Source organism: Acinetobacter sp. YH12131 (assembly GCF_013418635.1).
Taxonomy (GTDB): domain Bacteria; phylum Pseudomonadota; class Gammaproteobacteria; order Pseudomonadales; family Moraxellaceae; genus Acinetobacter; species Acinetobacter towneri.
In genome coordinates this window covers 137,416-160,705 of sequence record NZ_VPBQ01000004.1, presented here as the reverse complement: position 1 = coordinate 160,705, position 23,290 = coordinate 137,416, and the positions used below count along the sequence as shown (strand labels likewise).

The 23,290-nt window shown below is 40.3% G+C and carries 23 protein-coding genes and 2 pseudogenes; 9 read left to right on the top strand and 16 right to left on the bottom strand.

The genetic code is table 11. The features are described 5' to 3' along the window. The first annotated feature begins 139 nt into the window (after window positions 1-139). Both metG and FTU66_RS05040 read left to right on the top strand, forming a co-directional pair. Entirely contained in the window at window positions 140-2,197 is a 2,058-nt protein-coding gene (metG, locus tag FTU66_RS05045; RefSeq protein WP_180112417.1) for a methionine--tRNA ligase, read from the top strand. A gap of 178 nt (window positions 2,198-2,375) precedes the next feature. Then, a complete protein-coding gene (locus FTU66_RS05040) occupies window positions 2,376-3,176 on the top strand; it encodes a putative phage abortive infection protein (protein WP_228278934.1) in 801 nt (266 codons plus the stop codon). A gap of 186 nt (window positions 3,177-3,362) precedes the next feature. On the opposite strand, the gene FTU66_RS05035 is transcribed toward FTU66_RS05040, so the two are convergent. Then, complete coding sequence (locus FTU66_RS05035; protein WP_096901823.1) at window positions 3,363-3,986, bottom strand: LysE family translocator; 624 nt, start codon at window positions 3,984-3,986, stop codon at window positions 3,363-3,365. Between the two features lie 356 nt (window positions 3,987-4,342). Between FTU66_RS05035 and FTU66_RS05030 the strand changes: the two genes are divergently transcribed. From FTU66_RS05030 to FTU66_RS05010, 5 genes and pseudogenes are all read left to right on the top strand, one after another. Beyond that, window positions 4,343-5,965: an oleate hydratase gene (locus FTU66_RS05030; protein WP_180112416.1), complete on the top strand. Its 1,623-nt coding sequence runs from the start codon at window positions 4,343-4,345 to the stop codon at window positions 5,963-5,965. Between the two features lie 135 nt (window positions 5,966-6,100). Continuing rightward, window positions 6,101-6,487 (top strand): annotated as a pseudogene (locus FTU66_RS05025) (IS4 family transposase); the annotation flags it as partial. After that, window positions 6,482-6,674, top strand: a pseudogene (locus FTU66_RS05020) (HlyD family secretion protein); the annotation flags it as partial. The pseudogenes FTU66_RS05025 and FTU66_RS05020, both read left to right, overlap by 6 nt. Window positions 6,675-6,741: 67 nt before the next feature. After that, on the top strand, window positions 6,742-7,614 hold the full coding sequence (locus FTU66_RS05015; RefSeq protein WP_131261522.1) for a 1-aminocyclopropane-1-carboxylate deaminase/D-cysteine desulfhydrase: 873 nt from the start codon (window positions 6,742-6,744) through the stop codon (window positions 7,612-7,614). Window positions 7,615-7,667: 53 nt separating this feature from the next. Then, window positions 7,668-8,864, top strand: coding sequence for an NAD(P)/FAD-dependent oxidoreductase (locus tag FTU66_RS05010; RefSeq protein WP_180112415.1), 1,197 nt, complete (start codon window positions 7,668-7,670; stop codon window positions 8,862-8,864). A gap of 183 nt (window positions 8,865-9,047) precedes the next feature. On the opposite strand, the gene FTU66_RS05005 is transcribed toward FTU66_RS05010, so the two are convergent. The 4 genes from FTU66_RS05005 to FTU66_RS04990 form a co-directional block, all read right to left on the bottom strand. Next, complete coding sequence (locus FTU66_RS05005; protein ID WP_004975492.1) at window positions 9,048-9,215, bottom strand: hypothetical protein; 168 nt, start codon at window positions 9,213-9,215, stop codon at window positions 9,048-9,050. Window positions 9,216-9,384: 169 nt separating this feature from the next. Continuing rightward, complete coding sequence (locus FTU66_RS05000) at window positions 9,385-9,555, bottom strand: hypothetical protein (RefSeq protein ID WP_004975491.1); 171 nt, start codon at window positions 9,553-9,555, stop codon at window positions 9,385-9,387. A gap of 95 nt (window positions 9,556-9,650) precedes the next feature. Continuing rightward, the gene (locus tag FTU66_RS04995) at window positions 9,651-11,372 is read right to left on the bottom strand and encodes a mechanosensitive ion channel (RefSeq protein ID WP_180112414.1); all 1,722 of its coding nucleotides are present in this window, start codon (window positions 11,370-11,372) and stop codon (window positions 9,651-9,653) included. Window positions 11,373-11,626: 254 nt separating this feature from the next. Continuing rightward, on the bottom strand, window positions 11,627-11,905 hold the full coding sequence (locus FTU66_RS04990; protein WP_004975487.1) for a hypothetical protein: 279 nt from the start codon (window positions 11,903-11,905) through the stop codon (window positions 11,627-11,629). A gap of 201 nt (window positions 11,906-12,106) precedes the next feature. Here FTU66_RS04990 and FTU66_RS04985 point away from each other — a divergent pair, with 201 nt between their 5' ends. After that, the gene (locus FTU66_RS04985) at window positions 12,107-12,529 is read left to right on the top strand and encodes a hypothetical protein (RefSeq protein WP_004975486.1); all 423 of its coding nucleotides are present in this window, start codon (window positions 12,107-12,109) and stop codon (window positions 12,527-12,529) included. Window positions 12,530-12,767: 238 nt separating this feature from the next. Here the strand turns inward: FTU66_RS04985 and FTU66_RS04980 are convergent, their stop codons facing one another. Together FTU66_RS04980 and FTU66_RS04975 are read right to left on the bottom strand one after the other, a co-directional pair. Next, on the bottom strand, window positions 12,768-13,274 hold the full coding sequence (locus FTU66_RS04980; protein ID WP_180112413.1) for a hypothetical protein: 507 nt from the start codon (window positions 13,272-13,274) through the stop codon (window positions 12,768-12,770). Between the two features lie 58 nt (window positions 13,275-13,332). Further along, window positions 13,333-14,094: a ferredoxin--NADP reductase gene (locus FTU66_RS04975; protein ID WP_179996973.1), complete on the bottom strand. Its 762-nt coding sequence runs from the start codon at window positions 14,092-14,094 to the stop codon at window positions 13,333-13,335. Window positions 14,095-14,178: 84 nt separating this feature from the next. Between FTU66_RS04975 and gigC the strand changes: the two genes are divergently transcribed. Further along, window positions 14,179-15,060 carry a LysR family transcriptional regulator GigC gene (gene gigC, locus FTU66_RS04970; protein WP_004975482.1) on the top strand — a complete coding sequence of 294 codons (882 nt, stop codon included), beginning with the start codon at window positions 14,179-14,181 and terminating at the stop codon, window positions 15,058-15,060. Between the two features lie 34 nt (window positions 15,061-15,094). Here gigC and FTU66_RS04965 read toward each other — a convergent pair whose 3' ends face one another. The 9 genes from FTU66_RS04965 to nuoI all read right to left on the bottom strand — a co-directional run bounded on the left by FTU66_RS04965 (window position 15,095) and on the right by nuoI (window position 23,272). Further along, complete coding sequence (locus FTU66_RS04965) at window positions 15,095-15,676, bottom strand: cold shock domain-containing protein (RefSeq protein ID WP_179996972.1); 582 nt, start codon at window positions 15,674-15,676, stop codon at window positions 15,095-15,097. Between the two features lie 86 nt (window positions 15,677-15,762). Next, complete coding sequence (locus tag FTU66_RS04960) at window positions 15,763-16,056, bottom strand: cold-shock protein (RefSeq protein ID WP_004975478.1); 294 nt, start codon at window positions 16,054-16,056, stop codon at window positions 15,763-15,765. A gap of 81 nt (window positions 16,057-16,137) precedes the next feature. Then, window positions 16,138-16,773: a uracil phosphoribosyltransferase gene (gene upp, locus FTU66_RS04955; protein WP_004975475.1), complete on the bottom strand. Its 636-nt coding sequence runs from the start codon at window positions 16,771-16,773 to the stop codon at window positions 16,138-16,140. A gap of 126 nt (window positions 16,774-16,899) precedes the next feature. Then, window positions 16,900-18,393: an NADH-quinone oxidoreductase subunit NuoN gene (nuoN, locus tag FTU66_RS04950; protein WP_180005978.1), complete on the bottom strand. Its 1,494-nt coding sequence runs from the start codon at window positions 18,391-18,393 to the stop codon at window positions 16,900-16,902. Between the two features lie 3 nt (window positions 18,394-18,396). Continuing rightward, on the bottom strand, window positions 18,397-20,010 hold the full coding sequence (gene nuoM, locus FTU66_RS04945) for an NADH-quinone oxidoreductase subunit M (protein ID WP_180112412.1): 1,614 nt from the start codon (window positions 20,008-20,010) through the stop codon (window positions 18,397-18,399). A 1-nt stretch (window position 20,011) separates the two neighbouring features. Continuing rightward, complete coding sequence (gene nuoL, locus FTU66_RS04940; RefSeq protein ID WP_168461369.1) at window positions 20,012-21,907, bottom strand: NADH-quinone oxidoreductase subunit L; 1,896 nt, start codon at window positions 21,905-21,907, stop codon at window positions 20,012-20,014. Next, the gene (gene nuoK / locus FTU66_RS04935) at window positions 21,904-22,212 is read right to left on the bottom strand and encodes an NADH-quinone oxidoreductase subunit NuoK (protein ID WP_004975463.1); all 309 of its coding nucleotides are present in this window, start codon (window positions 22,210-22,212) and stop codon (window positions 21,904-21,906) included. Before nuoK ends, nuoL begins: the two co-directional genes overlap by 4 nt. After that, window positions 22,212-22,730: an NADH-quinone oxidoreductase subunit J gene (gene nuoJ, locus FTU66_RS04930; protein ID WP_171501122.1), complete on the bottom strand. Its 519-nt coding sequence runs from the start codon at window positions 22,728-22,730 to the stop codon at window positions 22,212-22,214. The genes nuoK and nuoJ overlap by 1 nt, the downstream gene beginning before the upstream one ends. Next, entirely contained in the window at window positions 22,730-23,272 is a 543-nt protein-coding gene (gene nuoI, locus FTU66_RS04925; RefSeq protein WP_104852362.1) for an NADH-quinone oxidoreductase subunit NuoI, read from the bottom strand. Before nuoI ends, nuoJ begins: the two co-directional genes overlap by 1 nt. Window positions 23,273-23,290 lie beyond the last annotated feature (18 nt).

Here is a 23,290-nt window from a genome sequence, read left to right as displayed (position 1 = left end):
GACTAAGTTCTTGTTTATGCATTGTGTTTGGTGTTGTAAATGGATTTGAAAAGAATTCATGGAATCCCTTGTGCATCTATGTGCTATCTAAGGTAAAATTGCCCGAATTGCATCGTCCCTATTTGAGAGAGTTATATCCGTGCGTCAAATTTTAGTCACTAACGCCCTACCATACGCCAATGGTCCGATCCATATGGGTCACTTACTCGGTTATATCCAGGCAGATATCTGGGTTCGCGCCATGCGTGCAATGGGACATGACGTGACTTATGTCTGTGCGGATGATGCGCATGGTACAGCAATCATGCTGCGTGCCGAAGCCAACGGGATTAGCCCTGAACAGCAAATTGCCAATGTGCAACAAGAACACATTCGCGATTTTGACGGTTTTGGTGTGCATTTTGATCATTATGATTCAACGCATAGCGACACCAACCGCGCACGTGCCAGCGAAATTTATGTCAAAAACCGTGATGCAGGCAATATTGCTGTGCGTCCTGTTACGCAATTATTTGATCCTGAAAAAGGCATGTTTTTGTCTGATCGTTTCATTAAAGGCACGTGCCCGAAATGTAAAGCGGAAGATCAATACGGCGATTCTTGCGAAGTTTGCGGCACTACCTATAACGCGACTGAGCTGATTAATCCAAAATCGACTTTGAGCGGTGCAACACCTGTAGAAAAATCATCAGATCATTACTTCTTTAAATTGCCTAATTTTGGTGAATATTTACAAAAATGGACGCGCGATGAAGGTCGTTTGCCAGTTTCAATTGCCAACAAATTGGATGAATGGTTTGAAAATGGCTTGAATGACTGGGATATTTCACGTGACGCGCCATATTTTGGTTTTGAAATTCCAGATGCACCAAATAAATATTTTTATGTCTGGGTTGATGCACCAATTGGTTATATGTCGAGTTTTGAAAACTACGTAAAAACCAAACGCCCTGACCTAAATTTTGACGATTATTGGAAAAAAGATTCAGACAAAGAAGTCTATCACTTCATTGGTAAAGACATCGTCTATTTCCACGCTTTATTCTGGCCTGCGATGTTAGATGGTGCGGGTTATCGCACACCTACAGGTTTATTTGTAAATGGTTTCTTAACTGTAAATGGTCAAAAAATGTCGAAATCTCGCGGCACATTCATTAAAGCAGAAACATATTTACAGCATTTAAACCCTGAATATTTACGCTATTACTTTGCCTCAAAACTGTCTGACAAAGTTGAAGACTCAGACTTAAATCTGGATGATTTTGTGCAGAAAGTAAACTCTGACCTTGTAGGTAAAGTGGTGAATATTGCCAGCCGTTGTGCCAAATTCATCAACACCAAATTTGATAACAAATTAAGTGCGAGCTGTGCAGAACCTGAGTTAGTACAAAGCTTTATTGCTGCAGGTGACTCGATTGCCAAAGCATACGAAGAGCGTGAATTCTCTGCGGCAATTCGTGAAATTATGGCGCTTGCTGACCGCGCCAACCAATATATTGATGAGAAAAAGCCTTGGGCTTTAGCCAAAATTGAAGGCGAAGAACAGCAAGTTCATGACGTATGTTCTGTAGGGATTAACCTATTCCGTCAATTGGCGATTTATCTTGCGCCTGTACTGCCAACCTTGGCTGAACAGGTTCAAGCTTTCTTGCAGTTAGATACTTTCGATTTCGCTTCTCGTGAAACAATTTTGATCGGTCATGAGATTGCATTGTTCCAACCATTGATGCAACGTGTTGATCCGAAAGCTGTAGCAGCCATGGTGGATGCATCTAAAGATTCTTTAGCCGCCCCTGCTGAAGCACCAAAAGCGGAAAAGAAAAAAGAAAAAGCCAAAGAGAAAAAAGCAGAACCAAAAGTCGGTGAAGCGGAAATTATCACGATTGATGACTTTGTCAAAATTGATTTACGTGTTGCAGAAGTTTTAGAGGCTGCAACCGTTGAAGGTTCTGATAAGCTGCTTCAATTGACTTTAAACGTAGGTGAAGCTGAGCCACGTAATGTGTTTAGTGGTATTCGTGAATTTTATCAACCAGAAGATTTAAAAGGCAAATTGGTGGTGATGGTGGCTAACCTTGCACCTCGTAAAATGCGTTTTGGTATTTCTAACGGTATGGTACTTGCTGCGGGTAATGGCGAAGGTGTTTGGGTGATTTCACCTGAATCTGGCGCAAAACCGGGTGATAAAGTGTCTTAATTTTTAGACACTGATAAAAAGCCCTGCTATATTTTAGTGGGGTTTTTTATAGTTATAAATAATGAATAGATGGATAAAGTTTTTTTGCTTAGTTCTACCAATAGTCTTGATAATTATTAGTTTGCTAGCTACCTATTTTATTTTTACCAACAAAGCTTTTCAAATTGGAGTAACCTCCTTGATTGATCCAAATTTAGGAGCTTCTTTAGGTAATTTGTATGGAGGAGTTATAGGTACTCTCTTAAGTGCATCAAGCATATTCCTCTTGATTTATACAATTATTAATCAAAAAGATGAAGCACAGAAAAATAATTTAAAGTCTAATTTTTTTAAAATGATTGATTATCACAACCAACATTTGATAAATATTTCTTTACCCAATACCAATCCGCAACACCCACCAAAAGAAGGGAAAAAGGCTTTTGTAACCTTCAAAATTCAGTTCAAACGAATTTTAGAAACGATTCAAGAAATTTCTGTACAAGAAAATCTCCAACTCAATAAATCACAAATATTAGATATCTCATACGTTATTTTTTACTTTGGTATAGAGGGAAGTTGGACGACATTTATAGTAAATAAACTATCAAGGTATAATGGATTTAATGAAGAATTAGTTATTAAAATTCAGAAAAGGTTAATGGAAAAGGATTTTAGAGGCTGCTTATTGAAAACCAATCAAACTCATTTAAGCTCTTATTTTAGAAATATGTATAATGCTATAAAAATAGTAGATGAATCAACAATCCTAAGTGATTTTGAAAAATACGAGTTAATAAAAATTTACCGTGCTCAACTTTCAAACCCTGAGCTTTATATCCTTTTTTTCAATGTTTTATCGCGTTTTGGAAAAAAATGGCTCCAAAATAATTTTATAAATAAATATGATTTTATTAAAAATATTCCATTTGAATATTGTGACGGATATGACCCTAAACATTACTTTCCATCTATCAAATTCGAAGAGGATGAATATTGATTTAAGTACTAACGCACAGAAAGGTGACATGGATGTAGCCTGTTCGTTAGGCACACGGACGTGCCCTCTAACGAACAAAGGATTTTTGTTACTTTTGATCCTTTAAAAGTAAGGCAAACATTTTAATTATTAGAATACCCTCATCCCAATCTTCTCTCAAAAGGCATAGGTATCTACACAAATAAATCACTTCATCCCAAAAATTAACTTTAATCCCAATACTGTCATGACCGCCCCTGCTGCACGGTCAAAAATAGCCTTAAACTTAATATAAGCCTGACGCGGTTTTTCTGCAGACAAAGCCACTGCAACCAATGAACACCAACCTGCATCAATAAAAAAACACAGAATTGGCAGCACCACATAAAAATAGTTCGGAATTTCTTTAGGCAACAAAGCCGTAAAAATACTCGCCAAGACAATTGCAATTTTAGGGTTAGATAACTGCGTAATTAAACCTGTAGTAAACGCACGGCGCAGTGACATTTGCTGTCCATGTGCAAGATTGGTTTGAATAGGCGCTTTGGCATGCTTCACAATTTTATAAGCCAAAAACAACAAATATAAACCACCACAAATTTTAAGCAGAAAATATGCTGAAGGCACTGCCAATAAAATAGCCTGCAACCCCATCACCGCCAATAAACCAAAAATTGCGGCACCCGTACCCGTGCCTAAAGCAGTAAATAAACCATGCTTACGTGAAATGGCTATCGAATTTTTTGCCACATAAATAAAGGTAGGCCCAGGACTAATTGCCCCCAACATTAATGCCAAAGCAATAGAGCCTAAAATCAATAATGATTCCAAGATAGACCTCAAGATTAGAATAATTTTCAACTATTTATTTTACTTAAAAAACCATAATAGAAGATATAATTTTTTTGATTTATGTTTATAAATTTAAGGATTTTTCAAGCAATTTGATATTTAGTAAAAAACCAAAAATAGAGTAAAAACTCAATTTAATTTTAATGTCAAACAGTTAAAACATAGCATATGAACAGTAAAATTTTATTGTGCATCCATTTTTTCTATTAAAGTTTTTTTCTGATAATAATTTATCATCGATTTTTAGCAGAACTTTCATATATTTTTAAAACACATAATCCCATAATAAAATTACGGCTTTAATTTTCTTTAGAACTACAAACGAGGCACATCAGATGCAAAATAAAAGACTGAAAACATTAGACCGCTCTAAATCACATCTTTGGATTGTAGGTGGAGGCATAGCTGGTATGGCTGCTGCTGCTTTTGCGATTCGTGATGCTAAAGTGCCCGCTGAACATATCCATATTTTAGAAGAATTGAATGTTTCTGGTGGTTCGATGGATGGTGGACATAATCCACTTAATCCGAACCAAGCATGGGTCACACGTGGTGGACGTATGCTAACTGATGAGACTTATTTGTGTACTTGGGATTTATTTTCAAGCATCCCATCTTTAGAAAATCCAGACATTTCTGTTCGTGAAGAATGTCGTGAATTTAACGAACAAGTTAAAACCAATGCTCAAGCACGTTTGATCGACTCAAATCATATTATTGCAGAAGCTCAAAAATTGGGATTATCAACGCTCAACCGTGCTCAAATGTTACGTCTACTGGCATTAAAAGAAGATCGTATCGGTAGTCGCCGTATTGATGAATTTTTTGATGATGCATTTTTCCAAAGTAATTTTTGGCGGATGTGGCGAACCACGTTTGCCTTTCAAAAATGGCATAGCGCAGCGGAATTACGCCGTTATTTTCTACGTTTCATTCAAGAATTACCACGCATCCATACCTTAGCAGGTGTGAAACGAACTAAATACAATCAATATGATTCAATGATTCATCCTCTACAACGCTGGTTGGTGGAACAAGGCGTTGATGTTCGTTTCGGTAGTTATGTCACAGATGCAGACTTTGTCGAAGATGCCCAAACGAAGGAACGTAAGGCAACCCAACTTTATGTCAACATTCCAGAAGGCACTGAACAAATTCAACTGGGTGAGCATGATCTTGCGCTCTTTACTTTAGGTTCGATTACGGCTGATTCACGTTATGGCGATAAATTCGATGTTCCTGAGCTGATTCGTGATCGACAAGATCATGGCTGGCGTTTGTGGGAAACATTGGCTCAAAAAGCTCCTGATTTTGGTCGTCCAATGACCTTCTATGGCAACATTGATGAGCATAAATGGAAATCCTTTACGCTCACCATGCATGATGATGTGCTGCTAAAACGGATTATTGATTACACAGGAAATGAACCGGGTACAGGTGCACTCATGACTTGGTTTGAATCTGGTTGGCATCTATCTGTGGTCGTTCCAGCTCAACCGCATTTTGCTGACTTACCAGAAGGTAAATTCACCTTATGGGGTTATGGTTTTGAAATTGACCATATCGGCGATTACATTAAAAAAACGATGAGTGAAGCGACGGGTCAAGAGATTTTAATTGAGTTGATTCATCAACTTGGTTTCGATGACATTTTGGATCATGTGTTGGCACATACTGACATTACCACAGTAATGATGCCTTATGCTTCTGCCCTATTTGCATGTCGTAAAGCAGGTGATCGTCCATTGGTCATTCCAGAAAATGCGGTCAACTTTGCTTTCTTAGGTCAATTCGTAGAGCTTGAAGATGATGTGGTTTTCACTGTGGAATATTCCGTACGTTGTGCCATGATTGCCATTTATCAGCTCTTGGGTGTCGAACGTGAAATTCCAGAGATTTACAATGGTTTACTCGATCCTAAAGTTGGCTTAAATGCTTTGGAAGCAGTTTTTCATTAAATTTTAAAAAGCCATAGGGTAAATTGCTGCCCTATGGTTATTCAACTTACTTTGATAAAACGATCTTTGTACACGACAAAAAAAGATAACTCATTTAAATAATGGCATAATACTTGTTTTCTAACAACGAATATGATGAAACATTTCAATGAGTTACATCTCATCTTAAACAAATATCTAAAGTGAAACAAGTCACATGTAAAATGTTTTACACTGATTATGCTTGCATTAATTGTAAAACAGACATGTAATCTTTCTTCTGCATCTAAAGCCTTACCCATCACGTGCTTACCACAATCATTTTATCGACGTATACAACGCTTCTTTGCAGATCAGTATTTCGATTATCGTCAAATTTCTCAATTAATTTTCAATATATTTTTATTCGATAAAGTCCAATTAACTTTGGATAGAACCAACTGGAAATGGGGAAAACGAGATATCAATATCTTGATGTTAGCTATCGTCTATCGTGGAATAGCGATACCTATTGTTTGGACATTGCTCAATGAGCCAGGCCATGTGGAACAGATTTCCCCCCGCTGCGGGTTCAGAGTTCAGTGTACTTAAACCTGACAATCCCACAGGAAATTTTACCAAAGTCGTTCAACGTATAGCGGTACGTATCACCATTGATCCGAATCAAAAAGGGATCGAAAATCTACGCCCTGGTATGTCGGTGATCACGTCGGTGGATACCGACTCATAAACCAACACTGACATTCTCAATCAAATACATTTACAATGTGGTCAAATTCATTTCTCGTTCGCAAAAAATGTTTGATCACATTGCTTTTCCTACCCCTTATCAAACATTAGAACTTCCCCAGCCTGTTCAACTGACCATCAAACGCCTTGATCAGATTCATCCCCAGATTTCGGGCAACAAGTTTTTTAAACTCAAATACAACCTCTTGGCAGCACAACAGCAAGGTTTTTCTCAAGTCCTCACTTTTGGCGGTGCATTTTCCAATCATATTGCAGCAACGGCTTATGCAGCTCAACGCTTTGGCTTTCAAAGTATTGGCATCATTCGTGGTCAAGAACTTGCGACCCAAGACTTAAATCCTACCCTACAAACAGCGCAAGATTTTGGCATGCAACTGCATTTTGTCAGCCGAGCCGAATATCGTCTGCGCCATGAAGTGGAATATTTACAACAACTTCAACAGCAATATCCTCAAGCCTTTATTATTCCAGAGGGTGGAAGCAATTCCCTTGCCATTCAAGGGACACAGGAAATCCTCTCCCCTGATGATTTAGAAAATTATGACGTAATTTGTTGTGCTGTGGGTACTGGTGGAACAATTGTGGGCATCATTGAAAGTAGCTCGGAACAACAGCAAGTTTTAGGGTTTTCAGCCTTGAAAGGTGATTTTCTCAAACAGGACATTCAACAATGGACCGATAAAAGCAATTGGTCTTTAACCGATGCCTATTGTGGTGGCGGCTATGCCAAAACTACACCTGAATTATTGAAATTTATTCAAAATTTTGAGCAAAAATATCAAATTCCACTCGAACACATTTATACAGGTAAAATGATGATGGGACTTCTTGATTTAATCCAGCACAATCATTTCCCTGCCCACACTCGAATCCTGGCCATTCATACAGGTGGCTTGCAAGGAAAGCTTAAAGCATATTAAAACCCCCACAAATCTTTTATAATTGTTCGCTTTTCGTCTACCGAGTAATACTCATGGTTCATCAGGTTGATGTTGTTGTTTTAGGTGCGGGTGCATCGGGGCTGATGACTGCTTACATGGCAGCACAACGTGGTCGTAAAGTTTTGGTGGTAGAAAAAGCCAATAAAGTGGGCAAAAAAATTCTAATGTCTGGTGGTGGTAAATGTAATTTCACCAACTTAGAAGTCGAACCAATCCATTATATTTCACATAATCCACATTTTGTCATTTCTGCTCTCACCCGTTATACCAACTGGGATTTTATTGGTTTGGTCTGCGAATACGGCATTGAATATGAAGAACGTAAACACGGGCAATTATTCACTTTAAACGGCGCTAAAGAAATTTTAGCCATGCTCTTAGCCGAATGTGAAAAAACCAATTTGGTCGATATTCAAACCAATTGTGAAGTCAAAGCCGTGAATGCTGTGGATGATCAGGGCTTTCAGGTTGCCACAACTCTAGGCTACTTTCAGGCCACTTCAGTGGTGGTGGCTACAGGAGGTTTATCTATTCCTACCCTTGGTGGTTCAGGCATCGGTTATGAAATTGCCAAACAATTTGGCCATCATGTTTATCCAACTCGTGCAGGTTTAGTGCCTTTTACATTCTCAGACAGCTTTAAAGAAGTCACCACGCGTTTAAGTGGTAATGCTGTAGATGCAACCTTATCAAACTCACTGAATAGTTTTACCGAAGCCTTATTATTTACCCACCGTGGTTTGAGCGGGCCAAGTGCTTTACAGCTTTCCAATTACTGGGATGTCGGTCAAAGCTTTAAAATTAACTTTTTGCCCTATTTAGAACTCTATGATTTTCTAAAAACGAAAAAACAAACTCAGGCGAAAGTTTTACTGCGCACTTTATTGACTGAACACCTACCTAAAAGTGTGGTAACCGAATTACAGCAACTGATTTGGTCAGAGCTTTCTGAAACAGCAATTGGAAATATCAGTGATGAAAAACTTGAACACATTGCAGCGCGTTTAAATGCCTTTGAAGTCAAACCATCGGGTACAGAAGGTTACCGCACAGCCGAAGTCACTTTAGGTGGCGTAGATACTCAAGAGGTGTCTTCAAAAACCATGGAAAGTAAAAAACAAAAAGGCCTATATTTTGTTGGTGAAGTTTTAGATGTGACAGGACATTTAGGTGGCTATAACTTTCAATGGGCATGGTCATCTGCGCATGCAGCATCGGAGTATGTTTAAGTTTGCTTTTAGATGAAACATGCAAACAAATGAATGTGATAAAAATGATTCTAGTCTAAACAGAATAATATTGATCTTGCCGATCAAATTGCAAAATGACAAAAGCCAGTTTTTTCTAAACTGGCTTTTTCTTTAACACCGTCACGTACTATAAAGACTTAGCAATACGTGAATCCTGTTATTTTATTCTAAATAATCGGTACGAAATAATACCAATTTTGGCGTATTTGCCAAACGTGATTCAGTTTGCTGCATTTTAAGCACAGCATTTTGTTGATGCATAGGTAACGAATTTGCCACTTGAACTTTTAAACTGATACGTAATTTGTTTAGCATATTGATTTCTCTCATTATTGTCATCCTTGCGCGAATTTTAAGACTCAAATATTTCAGCTTGGTTAAAACCCAAGTTTTTTATTTTTCCCTTAAACCCTCATCAAGCTTTCCAAGTTATTGATCTGATTTATCCAAATCAGTCTTTGGCTCATTCCTGCCAAAGTTGATTAATTTTTAACATAATTTAAGAGCTTGGTCTATCCTCTTTTGGATGATTTTTCTCAACATTTTCAGTTGGTTTTGCGGTGGCTTCTGGCTTGGCAAAAACAAATTTATAGGCTGCAACAAAAAAGCCGATGGTGATGCCAGCAATCACGATTGGGGCAAAAAACTTATCGGGTGCTGATTTGGACATTATCGTTTCCTCTTTTTTAATGAATACCGAAAAGAAATCGACCAATACGGTGATTGGTCGATCATCTTAGCGATTCAAATCAAAATTTGAACAGGTTATTTCGGGTCATTTTTTGGATGTTCATCAACATCTGGTTCAGCCTCACCTGTCGAACCAAATGGGTTATTGACTGGTGGATGTTCAGGATCAACCTTTAACGTATCTGGCACAGCATGATCAGTTGCCGCTTCAGGTGTTGTAGTCACATCACTTACAGACGCTTGTGGCTGCTCAGATACAATAGGTGTCATCACATTTGATGCTGACGTTGCCGTTTCTGTTTTGTGCAACGGATTCGGTTGATTCGCCTCACGTTTGGCTTTATCAATCAAATCAGTTAACACACGTTCTGCAGGTTGACGACCACCTAAACCAAAGGCAAGTGCGAAAGCCACTGCAACAGAACCAAGAGTTAAACCAAAGGCCAAGTTCACAATAGAGTCTGCAATACCCATCGCGCGTAAGCCCATGGCTACCACCAAGCCCATAATTAAAATACGGACTAAGTTTGCCAACCAACGCGAGCTGTTATATTCACCGCGCTGTACCACTTTGGCGACCAAATTCGCTAGCCAGAAACCCACCACCAAAATGACAGCACCCAACAGAATATCTGCACCAAACTGGATAAACATGGCAATCAAGCCGCTGACTTGATCAAAGCCCAAACGGTTCGCCGCTTCAGATACCGCAAATAGCATGGTAAAGAATACGATCAGATAACCAACCACACATGAAATTTTAGTTGTACCTAAAAAGCGCTGTAAGTCGAGTTTGGCAGGAATACCATCGACTCCTGTGCCTGCAACCACTTCCACCACAATATTGGCTACAAAACGCGACACCACATAAGCCAAAATAAGAATCAGACCTGCCGCAATAATATGCGGGATCGCATTCATAATTTCATACAGCATGGCAGTCGCAGGCTGTGAAATGGCTTCAATGCCAAGTGCCTCAAAACCAATAATCAAGGCTGTGATGATCACCAAGGCGAAAACAAACGAACCGAGTAATTTAGGTAAATTTGAATTTTTGAAGATGCCAACTTTTTCAGCATGCTGTTGAATATTCAAGCTACCCAATAAACCTTCGACAATGCCACGAACAATTTTTGCCAGAATGTATCCTACAAAAACAATCACGCCTGCAATGAAGATGTTCGGTAAATACAGCACAACTTCATTCACCATGTTTTGCACAGGGAACAACAGACCGTTTAAGCCTAAAATTGACAGCACAATTGGCAAGAACAGCAATAAAATCAGCCAATAAACAATTTCACTGATATTTTGACTTAAACCACTCACACCGACATCGGCACTGAGTTTTTCATCCAACTGAGTACGTGCCAACAGTTTTTGCATCCCCACTTTAACCAGATTTGCCAAAATCCACCCAATAAAAGCAACGGCTACAGCAGCCAGTAAAGAAGGAATAAACAGTAAGAACTGCTGAATCATATTACTGAATGGCCCACTGACACTGGTCAGATTCAACACATTCAGCGCACCAATGACCGCAATAATTAAAATCACCCAAAACACGACCCGCGACACAATCAATTCAATATTTGAACGATGCCCCGTTGCATTTGATAATTTTTGATCGGTACCTAATTTTTGTAGAACCTTTTTAATTCCACCCGCAACCAATAATGCAATCACCCACCCGACAAGTAAAATTGCGACTGCAGCTAAAATGGGTTGAAATTGCTCCCAATAATACATGGCATCAAAACCTCTGCCATGTAGGTTCCCATTAAAATAATCATTCATCTTGTTTAATCCTCATGGTGATTAGCTTCATTTTTAGGTTTGCACCACGGCGCAAAACTGCTTTTTATCGATTCAAATTATTGAGTAAAGCTCTATTCACCATAGAATTTGCATATTTTTTATTCAACCTTAGGATGCAGAATCGCAACAATTCTACAAAGGAGGGACAATAAACCTTGCGAAAATCCACAAAAAAGCCCTGCATCTAGGCAAGGCTGAATTTGTAAATATGAATTTTTGACGCTTAGGCTAAGCTACCGATCTGTTGCTGTTGCAGTATTACTGTCCTCTGCACGTGCTTCATCTCCAGCTGTGCCCGTTGTCGTGCTATTTGGCGTTGCTTGTTGTACGGTTGGATTAGGATGTCCAGGAGGTGCTTCGCTCGGACTCGGATTGCGATCCGCCATCATGTAAATCAGCAATGCCAATAAAAAGATTCCCACCAGTAGAAGCATATAGACTGGAATACGTTTTTTTCGCTTAATGTCTTCAGCTGAGTTTACATGAGGTGGTTTATTGAAATCATGTGGCATGTTCCCCTCACTTATGTATTTATCTGATGAATTTTTATACTAACAAGCTCCTCACGCTTATTGTGTGACAATACATAGCAAGATGGTGAAAAGATGTAATATACCTCAAGTACCACCTATGTTGCCCAATATCGACAAAGCTGCCTCTCACGGGGAAATGCGCTATAATCACGTACCGTTTTTTTGTGTACTTTGAACTTTATGGCGTATCGTCAACAAAGTGTATCGCTTGATCTTGACACTGACGTCACTCATCAATGTGCCTTGCACTATACCCGTGATGGGCATCTCATTGGTATTATTGAATTTAGCAAGCCCAGCTATCTGCTCAAATGGGGCGATTTGGAATATTTCCGTCGTCGTACCGAAGAATTTTCGGTCATGCCATTTCCAGATTGTGTGAATGCCATGATCATTGATATTCGCAACATTGCTGCATTTCTGGATAATGAAGTGCCAATTTTACCGTGGCGCTTACTTGAAGAAGAATGTCCTGTGCGTTTGGTGGTTCCTCAAGAGCGCTTAGAGCATTATGCAGGTTTTTTTGAACCGACTTGGCTAAGTAGCGATGTCGATAGCGCGATTCAGGAAATCCGCGAATATATGGATATGTTTGTGCACTAATTTCTTTGAAGAGTCACTTTCAAGCATTGCGTTCAAAAGTTGCTTTCAAAATTGAATCGCACCAAGCAAAAACCTCATCTGCAGCGTTGTAGATGAGGTTTTTATATGAATGGTGAAGATCACCTCAACAACCAATTTTTAGCGAATTGTGAAAATACATTTATTTTCAAAACTCGATTTAGGCAGCCACAAAACCTGCTTAAAACGCACCTGATCTATGCCAAAACTGCGCATTTTCTTAGATGTATAGCGCTTGATATTTTTCATATTCAGGAGTCTGCCCTGCAATGGTTGAGCTTTGCTGAACTTTAATTTTCTGAAAAAAAGCGGTTTCCTTTGCACGGATTGGGCCAATATATTCATTATACATTTGTTCCATTTCGGCACTTTCAAATTGCATTTTTTGCAAACTGCCACCATGCCAACCCAACTGACTACGCAAGTTTAAATATTTTACTTTGCCCGCAGGAAATACATAATTGGCACAAGAAGAAAAGCAATACTGTCCAACTTCAACATTCAGTTGATGGCCAAAGACCAAATTACCCAAATCAATACCTAAGCTGATCTCGCCACCCCGACTGTTGATTTTTAAGGTATCAATTTTGTCTGACTGTTTAAGTAATTCCGCTGCACGTGCATTGGCTTCAGGGCTAAGTGGCCCATCATAAATGAGTACGTGATCTTGCACAGCAACCTGAGTTTCCACCGTTTCAGCCTGTACGGTTTGTGCGACTATAAACATCAGCCCTGCGCTGGCTATATATTTGAACAGTTGATATTTGAATAGTTGTATCACATTCTCACCAATAATTTTCAACTGCAATATTACCTTCCCCGCGGCGGTTCATGCTTAAACCACGCGCTTTTAAGGCTTCTTTGGTGTCATCGACCATGGCAGGGTTACCGCATAACATCACATGGCTGGTTTCAGGGTTGAGTACACTACCCGCAGCCTGTTCAAGTTCACCATTTGCAATTAATATAGGCAAACGATCATGCAAATCAGCTTGAGGATCGCGAGTGATAATTGGGATAAATTTAAAGCCTGTATGCCCTTCGCCAAAAGTTTCGGCAATCTCGTGAATTTTATCGACATAAGCCAATTCAGCTTCGGTACGCACGCTATAAACCAAATAAATATGTTGATATTTTGTCCATGTTTCAAAATCTTGCAGCATGGATAAAAACGGTGCAAGACCTGTACCTGTGGCCAGTAACCATAAATCGTGTGGGGCAGGCAATTGATAACGCGCCAAGGTCAAAAAACCATAAGGGATTTTTTCCAAGTACAGCTCATCCCCCACTTGAAGGTGCTGCAAGTTAGAAGTAAACGCACCATCTGGCACGACAATTGAGAAAAACTCTAAAGTTTCATCAAAGGGTGATGACACCACCGAATAAGCACGTACCACCAATTCATCATCCACTTTTAACCCGATACGTGCAAACTGCCCTGCGGTAAATTTAAAGTGCGCAGGACGAGTCATGGTGAAGCTAAACAAGGTGTTGGTCCAACGATGAACCGAAAGCACTTTTTCTAAAGTAAATTTTTCAATTGACATGATTTGAGCGTGGCATGAAAGACTGTGCTCATGTTAGCATGTTGGGGTAATTTATGAATATTTTTAAATGTTAAGGCTTGATTCATGCGCATGACTTTACGCCAGTTGGCGGTTTTTGTAGCAGTTGCCCAAGAAGGGACAGTAACCAAAGCCAGTGATGCCGTTAAGCTCACCCAAAGTGCTGCAAGCATGGCCTTAGCAGATTTGGAAGATGGCTTGGGTGCTCCACTGTTTGACCGTTTGGGTAAGCGTCTACAACTAAATGATTTGGGTCGTTTTTTATTGCCACAAGCCTTAGAAATTTTGGGGCGTTGTGAAGCGTTTGAGCAAGCCGCTAAAGGCGAGCTACAAAGTATTGATTTGCGTTTAGGTGCAACCCTCACCATCAGTGACTATTTGATGCCTGATTTAATGGCAGACTTTTTGCAAATTCAGCCACAGGCGCATTTACAATTACAAGTGGGCAATACCCGCCAAATGATTGAAGCTGTAAATCAGTTTCAGCTAGATTTAGCCCTGATAGAAGGCTCTTGTCACTTGCCACAACTCCAATGTATTCATTGGCGTGATGATGAGCTTGCAGTGTGCTGTGCACCAAGTCATCCTTTAGCGCAGTTAAACCGTGCTTTAAGTATCGCAGATTTTGAAGACGCCGAGTGGATTTTACGTGAAGAAGGTTCAGGTACCCGTGAAGTGTTTGACAATGCAATTTTAAAAGACCTGCCTGATGCCAATATTCGTTTAACTTTGGGTCATAACGAAGCGATTTTAAAAATTGTCGCAGGTGGGATTGGTATGTCGTGTATTTCACGATTGGCGATTGAACCTTTACTAGAAAAAGGTCAATTGGTGATTTTAGATACACCTTTCTGGCAACTGACGCGCCCGTTATTCATGTTGGTGCATCGTCAGAAATACCAAGGGCCTGGCTTAAAGGCATTTATGAAGTTTTGCGACGCGAAATAGTTTATAAAAGAGTACCGATGATGGTACTCTTTTTTTAGCGATTAAACTGACTCTCACACGGTATGCCGTCACCATCACCGTCCATTTTAGTATTTGGACAATTTCGTATAAAGAATAATGCTTCTTCGTAAGACGTCATTTGACTACAGTGCTCACGCCCATCACAAGTAAAGTTCTGTTCAACAACAGGAACTTCTACTACTTTTTGTACTGATAAAGCTTCAGGCTGACTATTTTGCCAAGCTTGGTACTTATTAAATACTGCATAAGCCAAGCCGAATATAATCAATATACCAATATAAGTAACAAAATTGGATGAGTTATTTTCAGACTTCTGCTGTCTTTTATGATTCTGCTTTGTCGTATGAATTGCCCTTGATTGAGGTGTATGCCTTTCGACTGCAACCTTAATATCTAGACGGATAATATTATCTGCTTTGAACTTGCCATTTTCTTCTACTTTACGAAATTTTAGATTTTCTCCCACTTTTAGTGGAATATTTTTATTGGGAAAATCTTTAATATGAAAAAATAAATCTTTAGGCTCTCCTTCTATTTGAATAAAACCAAAGCCTCGTTCTTCGTTATAAGTTTTTATTTTCCCTTCTAAAAACATAAATTACTCTTTTCACGTTAATTTTTGATTATTGTACAAAAAAAGAGGCGAAAATGCCTCTTTTCTGTGCATGAAAACATTTAAAACTAACGCTTTAAGTTTGATAACAATGCAGACGTAATCGAGGTATTTGCAGCAACCGCTTTGGCTTTTTTTGCTTTTTTGGATTTATCTTCTACAGGTTCAATATTAATGGCTTTATAACGATCACCATTTTGAACCACATTAAATTTAACGCGATCATTGCGCTTTGGCTCGCCTTCAGCCGCAGGAAAATCCGAGATATGGAAAAACACTTCACCTTCAGGTGCGGCAATAAATCCATAGCCTTTTTCGGCATTATATTGTTTGATTTTCCCTTGATATTGTTCAGATTTCATGGCTTAACCTTTTACGAGCTGCACTTTATATGAGTATATAAAAAAGAGGCAGTTAATGCCTCTTTTTCACCGACATTCGGCTTAATCTTTTTGCACTGAACCAAAAATTTTATCGCCTGCATCACCCAAGCCAGGCACAATATAACCATCTTGGTTTAAACCTTCATCTACCGATGCAGTAAAGATCACCACATCTGGATGCGCGGCTTCTACACGTTGAATGCCTTCTGGCGCTGCAACCAAAACCATCACACGAATGTCTTTACAACCACTGGCTTTGAGCAAATCAATCGCTGCCACTAAAGATGAACCTGTGGCAAGCATAGGGTCAATAATCATCGCAATACGGTTTTGTACATCTGGTACTAATTTTTTGTAGTACGTACGCGCTTCTAAAGTTTCTTCATCACGTTCCAAGCCAAGTACAGACACTTTGGCACTTGGAATCAAGTTTAAGAAACCATCTAACATGCCAATACCTGCACGTAAAATAGGCACAACCGTAATTTTTTTACCCGCAATACGGTCTACAGTGACTGCACCATTCCAACCCGCAATTTCGTGCTCGACCATAGGCAAATCTTTGGTCGCTTCATAAGTCAGCAACATGGTGACTTCTTGTGCCAATTCACGGAAGTTTTTGGTGCTGATATCAGCACGACGTAATAGCCCTAATTTATGACGAATAAGCGGATGTCGGATTTCATGAATAGCCACGGGAGAACACCTAAAAGGAAAGAAAAGCAAATATCATTTTATTATATGCTGTTTTTATTGTGTATATAAACCAAAAAGCCCTCAATTTATGAAGGCTTTTTGACTGAAAGTTAAACTTCTTTCAAATTATTGCTGTGACAGCATGAAATGGATTGGTGACAAAATTTCAGCTTCAAGTGCAATTTTGATAATTGGGTCTGGATAAACACCAATCACCAATACCGCTAAAGCTGCAGCCAATACCATAATACCGCCCACTTTTTGACCCCAATGATCAACAGCGTCCATTTTTGGTTCATCTGGTGGTGTCATGTACATGACTACCATTACACGTAAGTAATAGTACAAACCAATACCTGAACCCACAATGATCATAGCAGCCAAGAACCAGTGCTGAGTCGTAACAGCAGCCATCACCACCAAGAACTTACCAATGAAGCCTGCAGTGAGTGGAATACCTGCTAGAGAAAGCATCATGACAGTTAATACAGCAGTCAATACAGGACGACGCCAGAACAAACCACGGTAGTCTGCTAAGCTTTCTGCTTCAGCTACGTTGTTATACGGGCTAGACATTAATGCCACTGCACCGAACGCACCAATGGTGGTCAATACATAAGTGATCACATATACGCTGACATTGCCCAAACTTGCATAGGTCATGCTGATTAAACCAATCAACAAATAACCAAAGTGCGCAATAGATGAGTAAGCCAAAATACGCTTCAAGTTAACTTGACGTACAGCTAGGAAGTTACCCACCAAAATTGAAAGCACAGCAATAATGGTCATGATGGTTACAATTGAGTCGATCAGGATTGCACCTGAACCCAAAATGTAACGTACAAACAAACCAATGGTTGCTACTTTTGCTGCAGTCGCAAGAAAGGTTGCGATTGGTGCAGGCGCACCGTCATAAACGTCTGGCGTCCATTTGTGGAATGGTGCCAACGACAATTTAAATGCAACAGCAAAGACAATTAAGCCTAGACCTAAAACTACCAATGGCTGTTGGATATTTTGCATTAATGCTTGTACAGAGTCATAGAAAGACAATGAACCAGTGTATGCATAAATGTACGCCATACCCATGAGCAACATTGCAGATGCAGTTGCAGACAAGACTAAGTACTTCACGCCTGCTTCTAAAGATTTAGAACGTTGGTGAGTGTATGCCAATAAGCCATAAACAGGAATTGACATTAACTCAAGGCTAATGAAGAACGACGCATAGTGCGAGCTTGACACCATTAACATGGCACCCGTAACCGAACACAACATTAAGATGTAAAGTTCTTCACGGTTGTCTTTATAGGTCTCAATATAAGCATGAGATAAAGTCGAACACGCCAAAGCTGCAATCAAAATCACCAGTTGATACAACAAGGTGAACGGATCAATCATAAACATACCCATCACGCTGGCAGGCGCAAAATTGCCGCCAAACATCATGAGTAAAAGGTAAGCAGCAGCAAGGTTCAAGCCCACAACTGATGCCGTTGCAATTAAGTTATGATTACGCTTAATTGCAGTAAGAATCATCACGACAATCGCAGTTAAGGCCACGATCATCACAGGAGCTAAAGGCATAAGCTCAGAAAATGACATTGTGAAGTTCATGGCTTATTGGATCTCCACATTTTCGAGTTGAGTTGTTACTTCATGAGTAACTTCAACTACTTCTTGAACTGGGATGTAGCTATTCGCTAACCACGCCATACTTGAGTTTGAAATATCAAGGAAGGTTTGTGGATACAGACCAAGCCATACTAGACCCAGTGCACAGATTAAAAGAATCACAACTTCACGTGCATTTAAATCTTTTAACGGATTTGCATAGTGCTGTTTTTGCTCTTCATTTGGTACACCAAATAAGGCTTTGTGAATCAGGATTAAACCGTAAACACCTGCAAAAACTAAACTGATTGCCGCAATAATTGTGAAGGCTGGGAACTGTTCAAATGAACCCATTAAAATCAGGAATTCACCAATAAAGTTACCTAAACCAGGAATACCAACTAACGCTGCCACAAAGAACATCAGGAAGAATGAAAGGTATTGGAATTGACCACGAATACCGCCCATTAAACGCATGTCACGTGTATGTACGCGCTCGTAAATTTGACCACACATAATGAACAATGCAGCAGATGACAAGCCATGTGCCAACATCATGATCATTAAGCCTTGGTAAGTCAGGATATTACCTGCATAAATTGCAAGTAATACGAAGCCCATGTGCGAAATAGAGGTATAAGCTAGTAAACGCTTCATGTCGGTTTGCTGGAAAGCACACCACGCACCGTAGAACACACCTATTAAACCCAAAATAATGGCAATGTCTGCGAACTGAGCAGATGCCGCTGGGAAGAATGGAATTACGAAACGTAGCAAACCGTACGCTGCAGTTTTAATCAAAATACCTGCAAGGTCGACAGAACCCGCTGTAGGCGCTTGTGCGTGCGCATCTGGTAACCAACCGTGTAATGGGAAAACAGGCAGTTTTACCGCAAAACCGATAAATAAGCAGATCATAAATGCATAAGCGACTGCTGGTAACTGTGCATCAAGCGTATTCGCTACAGCCAATAAATAGTTGTAGTTGAACGAAATCGTACCTGACATCATGTATCCGTAGATCACTAGACCTAAGATACCCACCAACATGATTAAACCAGCAACTTGCGTGTAGATGAAGAATTTGGTTGCAGCATAAACACGTGAACGACCATTTGAACCTTTATGACCCCATAACGCAATCAGGAAGTAGATTGGTACAAGCATCATCTCCCAGAAGAAGAAGAACAGGAACAAGTCAATCGCAAGGAATACACCAATTACCCCACCCAAAGACCATAAAAGGTTAAGGTGGAAGAAACCAACGTTCTTTTGAATCTCACCAAATGAACAGCCTACTGCTAAAACACCCAGTAATGCAGTTAAGCCGACCATAAGTAAAGATAAGCCATCCACCGCTAAGTGAATGTTGATGCCTAGGGTTTGAATCCAAGGCAACATAAATTCAGCCGACCAAGTTGGAACTTGAGCGCCTAATTCGTAGTTATAGCTGGCACCTTGCCACAATGCGATAGTTAAGCCCAAAGTTACGAGCATACCCACTAAAGCAATGTAACGCGGTAATTTATCGTCGAGTTTATCGACCAACCAGCAAATAAAACCTGCAATGAACGGAACAAGGATCAGCGCGGGTAGAATTAAATTGTTTGGAGCGTCCATCTTATTTCCCCACGACCTGAATCACGATCAAGATCATTAGTAAGACCACAACACCAAGTGCCATACTCGATGCGTACTCACGTAATGAACCTGTTTGACGTGAACTTGTGAAGCTATGACCACCTTTCACCAGTGCAGGCAGTACTAACCACATGCCATCAACTGGATCACGACCTAATAGTTTGGCAATCAGCAAGAATGGTTTTACAAATACGATGTCATACAACGCATCGAAACCAAGTGCATTACGGCAAATGTTGGCAAGACCCGCACCCAATGAAGTTTGCGCGAAACCTTTTACAGCGTTGTAAGCAAAGGCAAATAACACCACGCCTACAGCTAAACCAGCCAAAGCCACACCAATTGCAACATACTCTGCACCATGTGCACCTGCTTCTAATGCTTCAGGAATCACAAATGCTGGGATTTTTGCAGCATCAAGAATGCTCATCACTGGTGCTTTTAATACAATCGCTAAACCAGTTGAAAGTACTGCAAGCACTGCCAATGGGAACCAGTAAGTTGCGCCTTTGATCTCGTGATACGGTGTGTTTTCTTTACCAAAGAATACAACCCAAATTAAGCGGAATGTATAAATTGACGTTAAGAATGCACCTGCTACACCCACCCAATATAAGGTGTTATATAGCGGAATACCTGCGATATGACTTTGCGTCCAAACTGCTGCCAAAATAGCGTCTTTTGAGAAGAAACCAATGGTCAAGAATGGAATCGCTGCCAATGCACCGCCACCAATCGCGAAACATGCAAACAGGAATTTGTTCTTGTAGAACAAGCCACCCATTTTGAAAATGTTTTGTTCGTGATGGTAAGCCAAAATCACCGCACCAGAAGACAAGAATAATAATGCCTTGAAGAATGCGTGAGTTAACATGTGGAATAGACCCGCTTGGTATGCTTCTGCACCAACTGCCATAAACATATAACCCAGCTGACTCATAGTTGAGTAAGCCAAAATACGTTTGATGTCGGTTTGAACCAATGCTGCAAAACCAGCAACTAGCAAGGTCACAGCACCTGTAATTGAAATGAATAACATCACTTCAGGTGCAAGTTCAAATACGCTGAACATACGGCAGCATAAGTAAACACCCGCAGTTACCATGGTTGCAGCGTGGATTAATGCAGATACAGGTGTTGGACCTGCCATCGCGTCAGCTAACCAAGTTTGCAATGGAATTTGTGCAGATTTACCCGCAGCACCTAAGAACAACATTAACGCTGTCCAAATGGTGATGGATGAGCTTTGAGTCATTACATTGGCTGCATTTTCTACGATGTATTGCGTATTCAAGGTGCCGAATTGTTGATACAGCAAGAACAATGCAATCAGTAAGAAAACGTCACCCACACGTGTTACGGTAAATGCTTTGATTGCCGCAAAACCATTTGCAGGGTTTTGGTAGTAATAACCAATCAGCAAGTAAGAGCACAGACCTACACCTTCCCAACCTAAGAACAATAACGCTAAGTTATCGCCTAAAACCAACAGCAACATGCTCGCAACGAACAGGTTGAAGTAAGAGAAGAAACGTGCAAAGTCTTCTTCACCACGCATGTACCATGAGGCAAAGATGTGAATTAAGAAACCCACACCCGTAATCATGCCAAGCATGAGTAAAGATAAACCATCTAGGTGCAAACTAATTGCTGGCGCAAAACCACCTACATTGAACCAAGTCCATAAGTGTTGAGTTGTTGCAACCGAACCATTGTTCACAAAGTCCATGCCTGCAATTAAAGCGAATAATGCAGACAGCCCCACTGAGCCAACGCCAATAATCGCAGCAACTTTTTCAGGTAAGTTGTTACGCCCTGCCGCTAAAAGGATAAAACCAATGAGCGGAAACAATACTGTTAGATATAAATAACTCATCCGCGCATCTCACTAGCAGCATCCACATCCAAATGATGGAAGCGATGATAGAACTGAAGGACGATCGCAAGACCGATACACGCCTCTGCCGCAGCAAGTGTCAAGATCAAGATAAACATGATCTGACCATCTGGTTGTACCCATGCACTACCAGCCAAAACAAACGCCAGTGCCGCAGCGTTCATCATGATTTCAAGGCCCATTAAAATAAATAGTAGGTTGCGTCGCACCATCACACCGTAAAAACCGAGTGCAAAAAGAATGGTCGCGACAATCAAACCATGTTCTAAAGGGATGTTGCCCATTATTCTTTTTCCTCTTCTGCACTTGGTTCACGTTTACCGATGTGGAAGCCTGCAACTAAAGCTGCAAGTAATAACATTGCGGCAACTTCAACCAATAATAAGTACTGAGTAAAGAGTGCTTGACCAACCGCTTTTGGACCAACCATTTCAGTGCCCATTAAAGCGCTTGGTGTGGTGTAGTTTGAGCTTAATGACCACACTAAAACCAAACCAATTAGGAAGCTCATCAAAGCTGGATATGCCCAAGCAGATGAAGTCAACCATTTACGCTCTTGTTCAACGGTTTGCTGACCAAGGTTTAGCATCATTACTACGAATACGAACAAGACCATGATCGCACCCGCATAAACAATGATTTCCAATGCGCCAGCAAATGGAGCACCCACGATCATGAACATGCCTGCAACTGCAAGCAATGACACGATCAAGCTTAATAAAGCATGTACTGGGTTCGCGTTAGTGACTACACGAACCGTAGAGACAATGGCCACGAGTGCCATCAAATAAAACGGCCACATCATGGTAATAGACTCCGTACATCAACAGGTGCGCTTTCACGTTGCGCTTGACCTTTGTCTTTACCTGTAACAGCCATACCCGTTACACGGTAGAAGTTGTAGTCAGGATATTTACCAGGACCTGAAATGAGTAAGTTTTCTTTCTCATAGACCAAGTCTTGACGCACATATTCACCTAACTCGAAGTCAGGCGTTAATTGAATTGCAGTCGTTGGACATGCTTCTTCACACATACCACAGAAAATACAGCGTGAGAAGTTGATACGGAAAAACTCCGGATACCAACGACCATCTTCCTGTTCTGCTTTTTGTAGTGAAATACAACCCACTGGGCAAGCAACTGCACAGAGGTTACATGCAACACAACGCTCTTCGCCATCTGGATCGCGTGTTAACACAATACGACCACGGAAGCGTGGAGGTACAATTTCTTCGGCTGGTACTTCCGGATACAAAATGGTGTCACGTTTACGTGTCACGTGTGAGAAAACCATCCACAGTGAACGTACAATTGACCCAAACCCAGCTAGAAACTTAAACATATTGTTCTCCCTGCTGTC

Coding starts and splice junctions, on each gene's coding strand:
- FTU66_RS05030 (WP_180112416.1), top strand. CDS start 4,343: ATGCAAAATAAAAGACTGAAAACATTAGACCGCTCTAAATCACATCTT.
- FTU66_RS05015 (WP_131261522.1), top strand. CDS start 6,742: ATGTTTGATCACATTGCTTTTCCTACCCCTTATCAAACATTAGAACTT.
- FTU66_RS05010 (WP_180112415.1), top strand. CDS start 7,668: ATGGTTCATCAGGTTGATGTTGTTGTTTTAGGTGCGGGTGCATCGGGG.
- FTU66_RS05005 (WP_004975492.1), bottom strand. CDS start 9,215: ATGAGAGAAATCAATATGCTAAACAAATTACGTATCAGTTTAAAAGTT.
- FTU66_RS05000 (WP_004975491.1), bottom strand. CDS start 9,555: ATGTCCAAATCAGCACCCGATAAGTTTTTTGCCCCAATCGTGATTGCT.
- FTU66_RS04995 (WP_180112414.1), bottom strand. CDS start 11,372: ATGAATGATTATTTTAATGGGAACCTACATGGCAGAGGTTTTGATGCC.
- FTU66_RS04990 (WP_004975487.1), bottom strand. CDS start 11,905: ATGCCACATGATTTCAATAAACCACCTCATGTAAACTCAGCTGAAGAC.
- FTU66_RS04985 (WP_004975486.1), top strand. CDS start 12,107: ATGGCGTATCGTCAACAAAGTGTATCGCTTGATCTTGACACTGACGTC.
- FTU66_RS04980 (WP_180112413.1), bottom strand. CDS start 13,274: ATGTTTATAGTCGCACAAACCGTACAGGCTGAAACGGTGGAAACTCAG.
- FTU66_RS04975 (WP_179996973.1), bottom strand. CDS start 14,094: ATGTCAATTGAAAAATTTACTTTAGAAAAAGTGCTTTCGGTTCATCGT.
- gigC (WP_004975482.1), top strand. CDS start 14,179: ATGCGCATGACTTTACGCCAGTTGGCGGTTTTTGTAGCAGTTGCCCAA.
- FTU66_RS04965 (WP_179996972.1), bottom strand. CDS start 15,676: ATGTTTTTAGAAGGGAAAATAAAAACTTATAACGAAGAACGAGGCTTT.
- FTU66_RS04960 (WP_004975478.1), bottom strand. CDS start 16,056: ATGAAATCTGAACAATATCAAGGGAAAATCAAACAATATAATGCCGAA.
- nuoN (WP_180005978.1), bottom strand. CDS start 18,393: ATGAACTTCACAATGTCATTTTCTGAGCTTATGCCTTTAGCTCCTGTG.
- nuoM (WP_180112412.1), bottom strand. CDS start 20,010: ATGGACGCTCCAAACAATTTAATTCTACCCGCGCTGATCCTTGTTCCG.
- nuoL (WP_168461369.1), bottom strand. CDS start 21,907: ATGAGTTATTTATATCTAACAGTATTGTTTCCGCTCATTGGTTTTATC.
- nuoK (WP_004975463.1), bottom strand. CDS start 22,212: ATGGGCAACATCCCTTTAGAACATGGTTTGATTGTCGCGACCATTCTT.
- nuoJ (WP_171501122.1), bottom strand. CDS start 22,730: ATGTGGCCGTTTTATTTGATGGCACTCGTGGCCATTGTCTCTACGGTT.
- nuoI (WP_104852362.1), bottom strand. CDS start 23,272: ATGTTTAAGTTTCTAGCTGGGTTTGGGTCAATTGTACGTTCACTGTGG.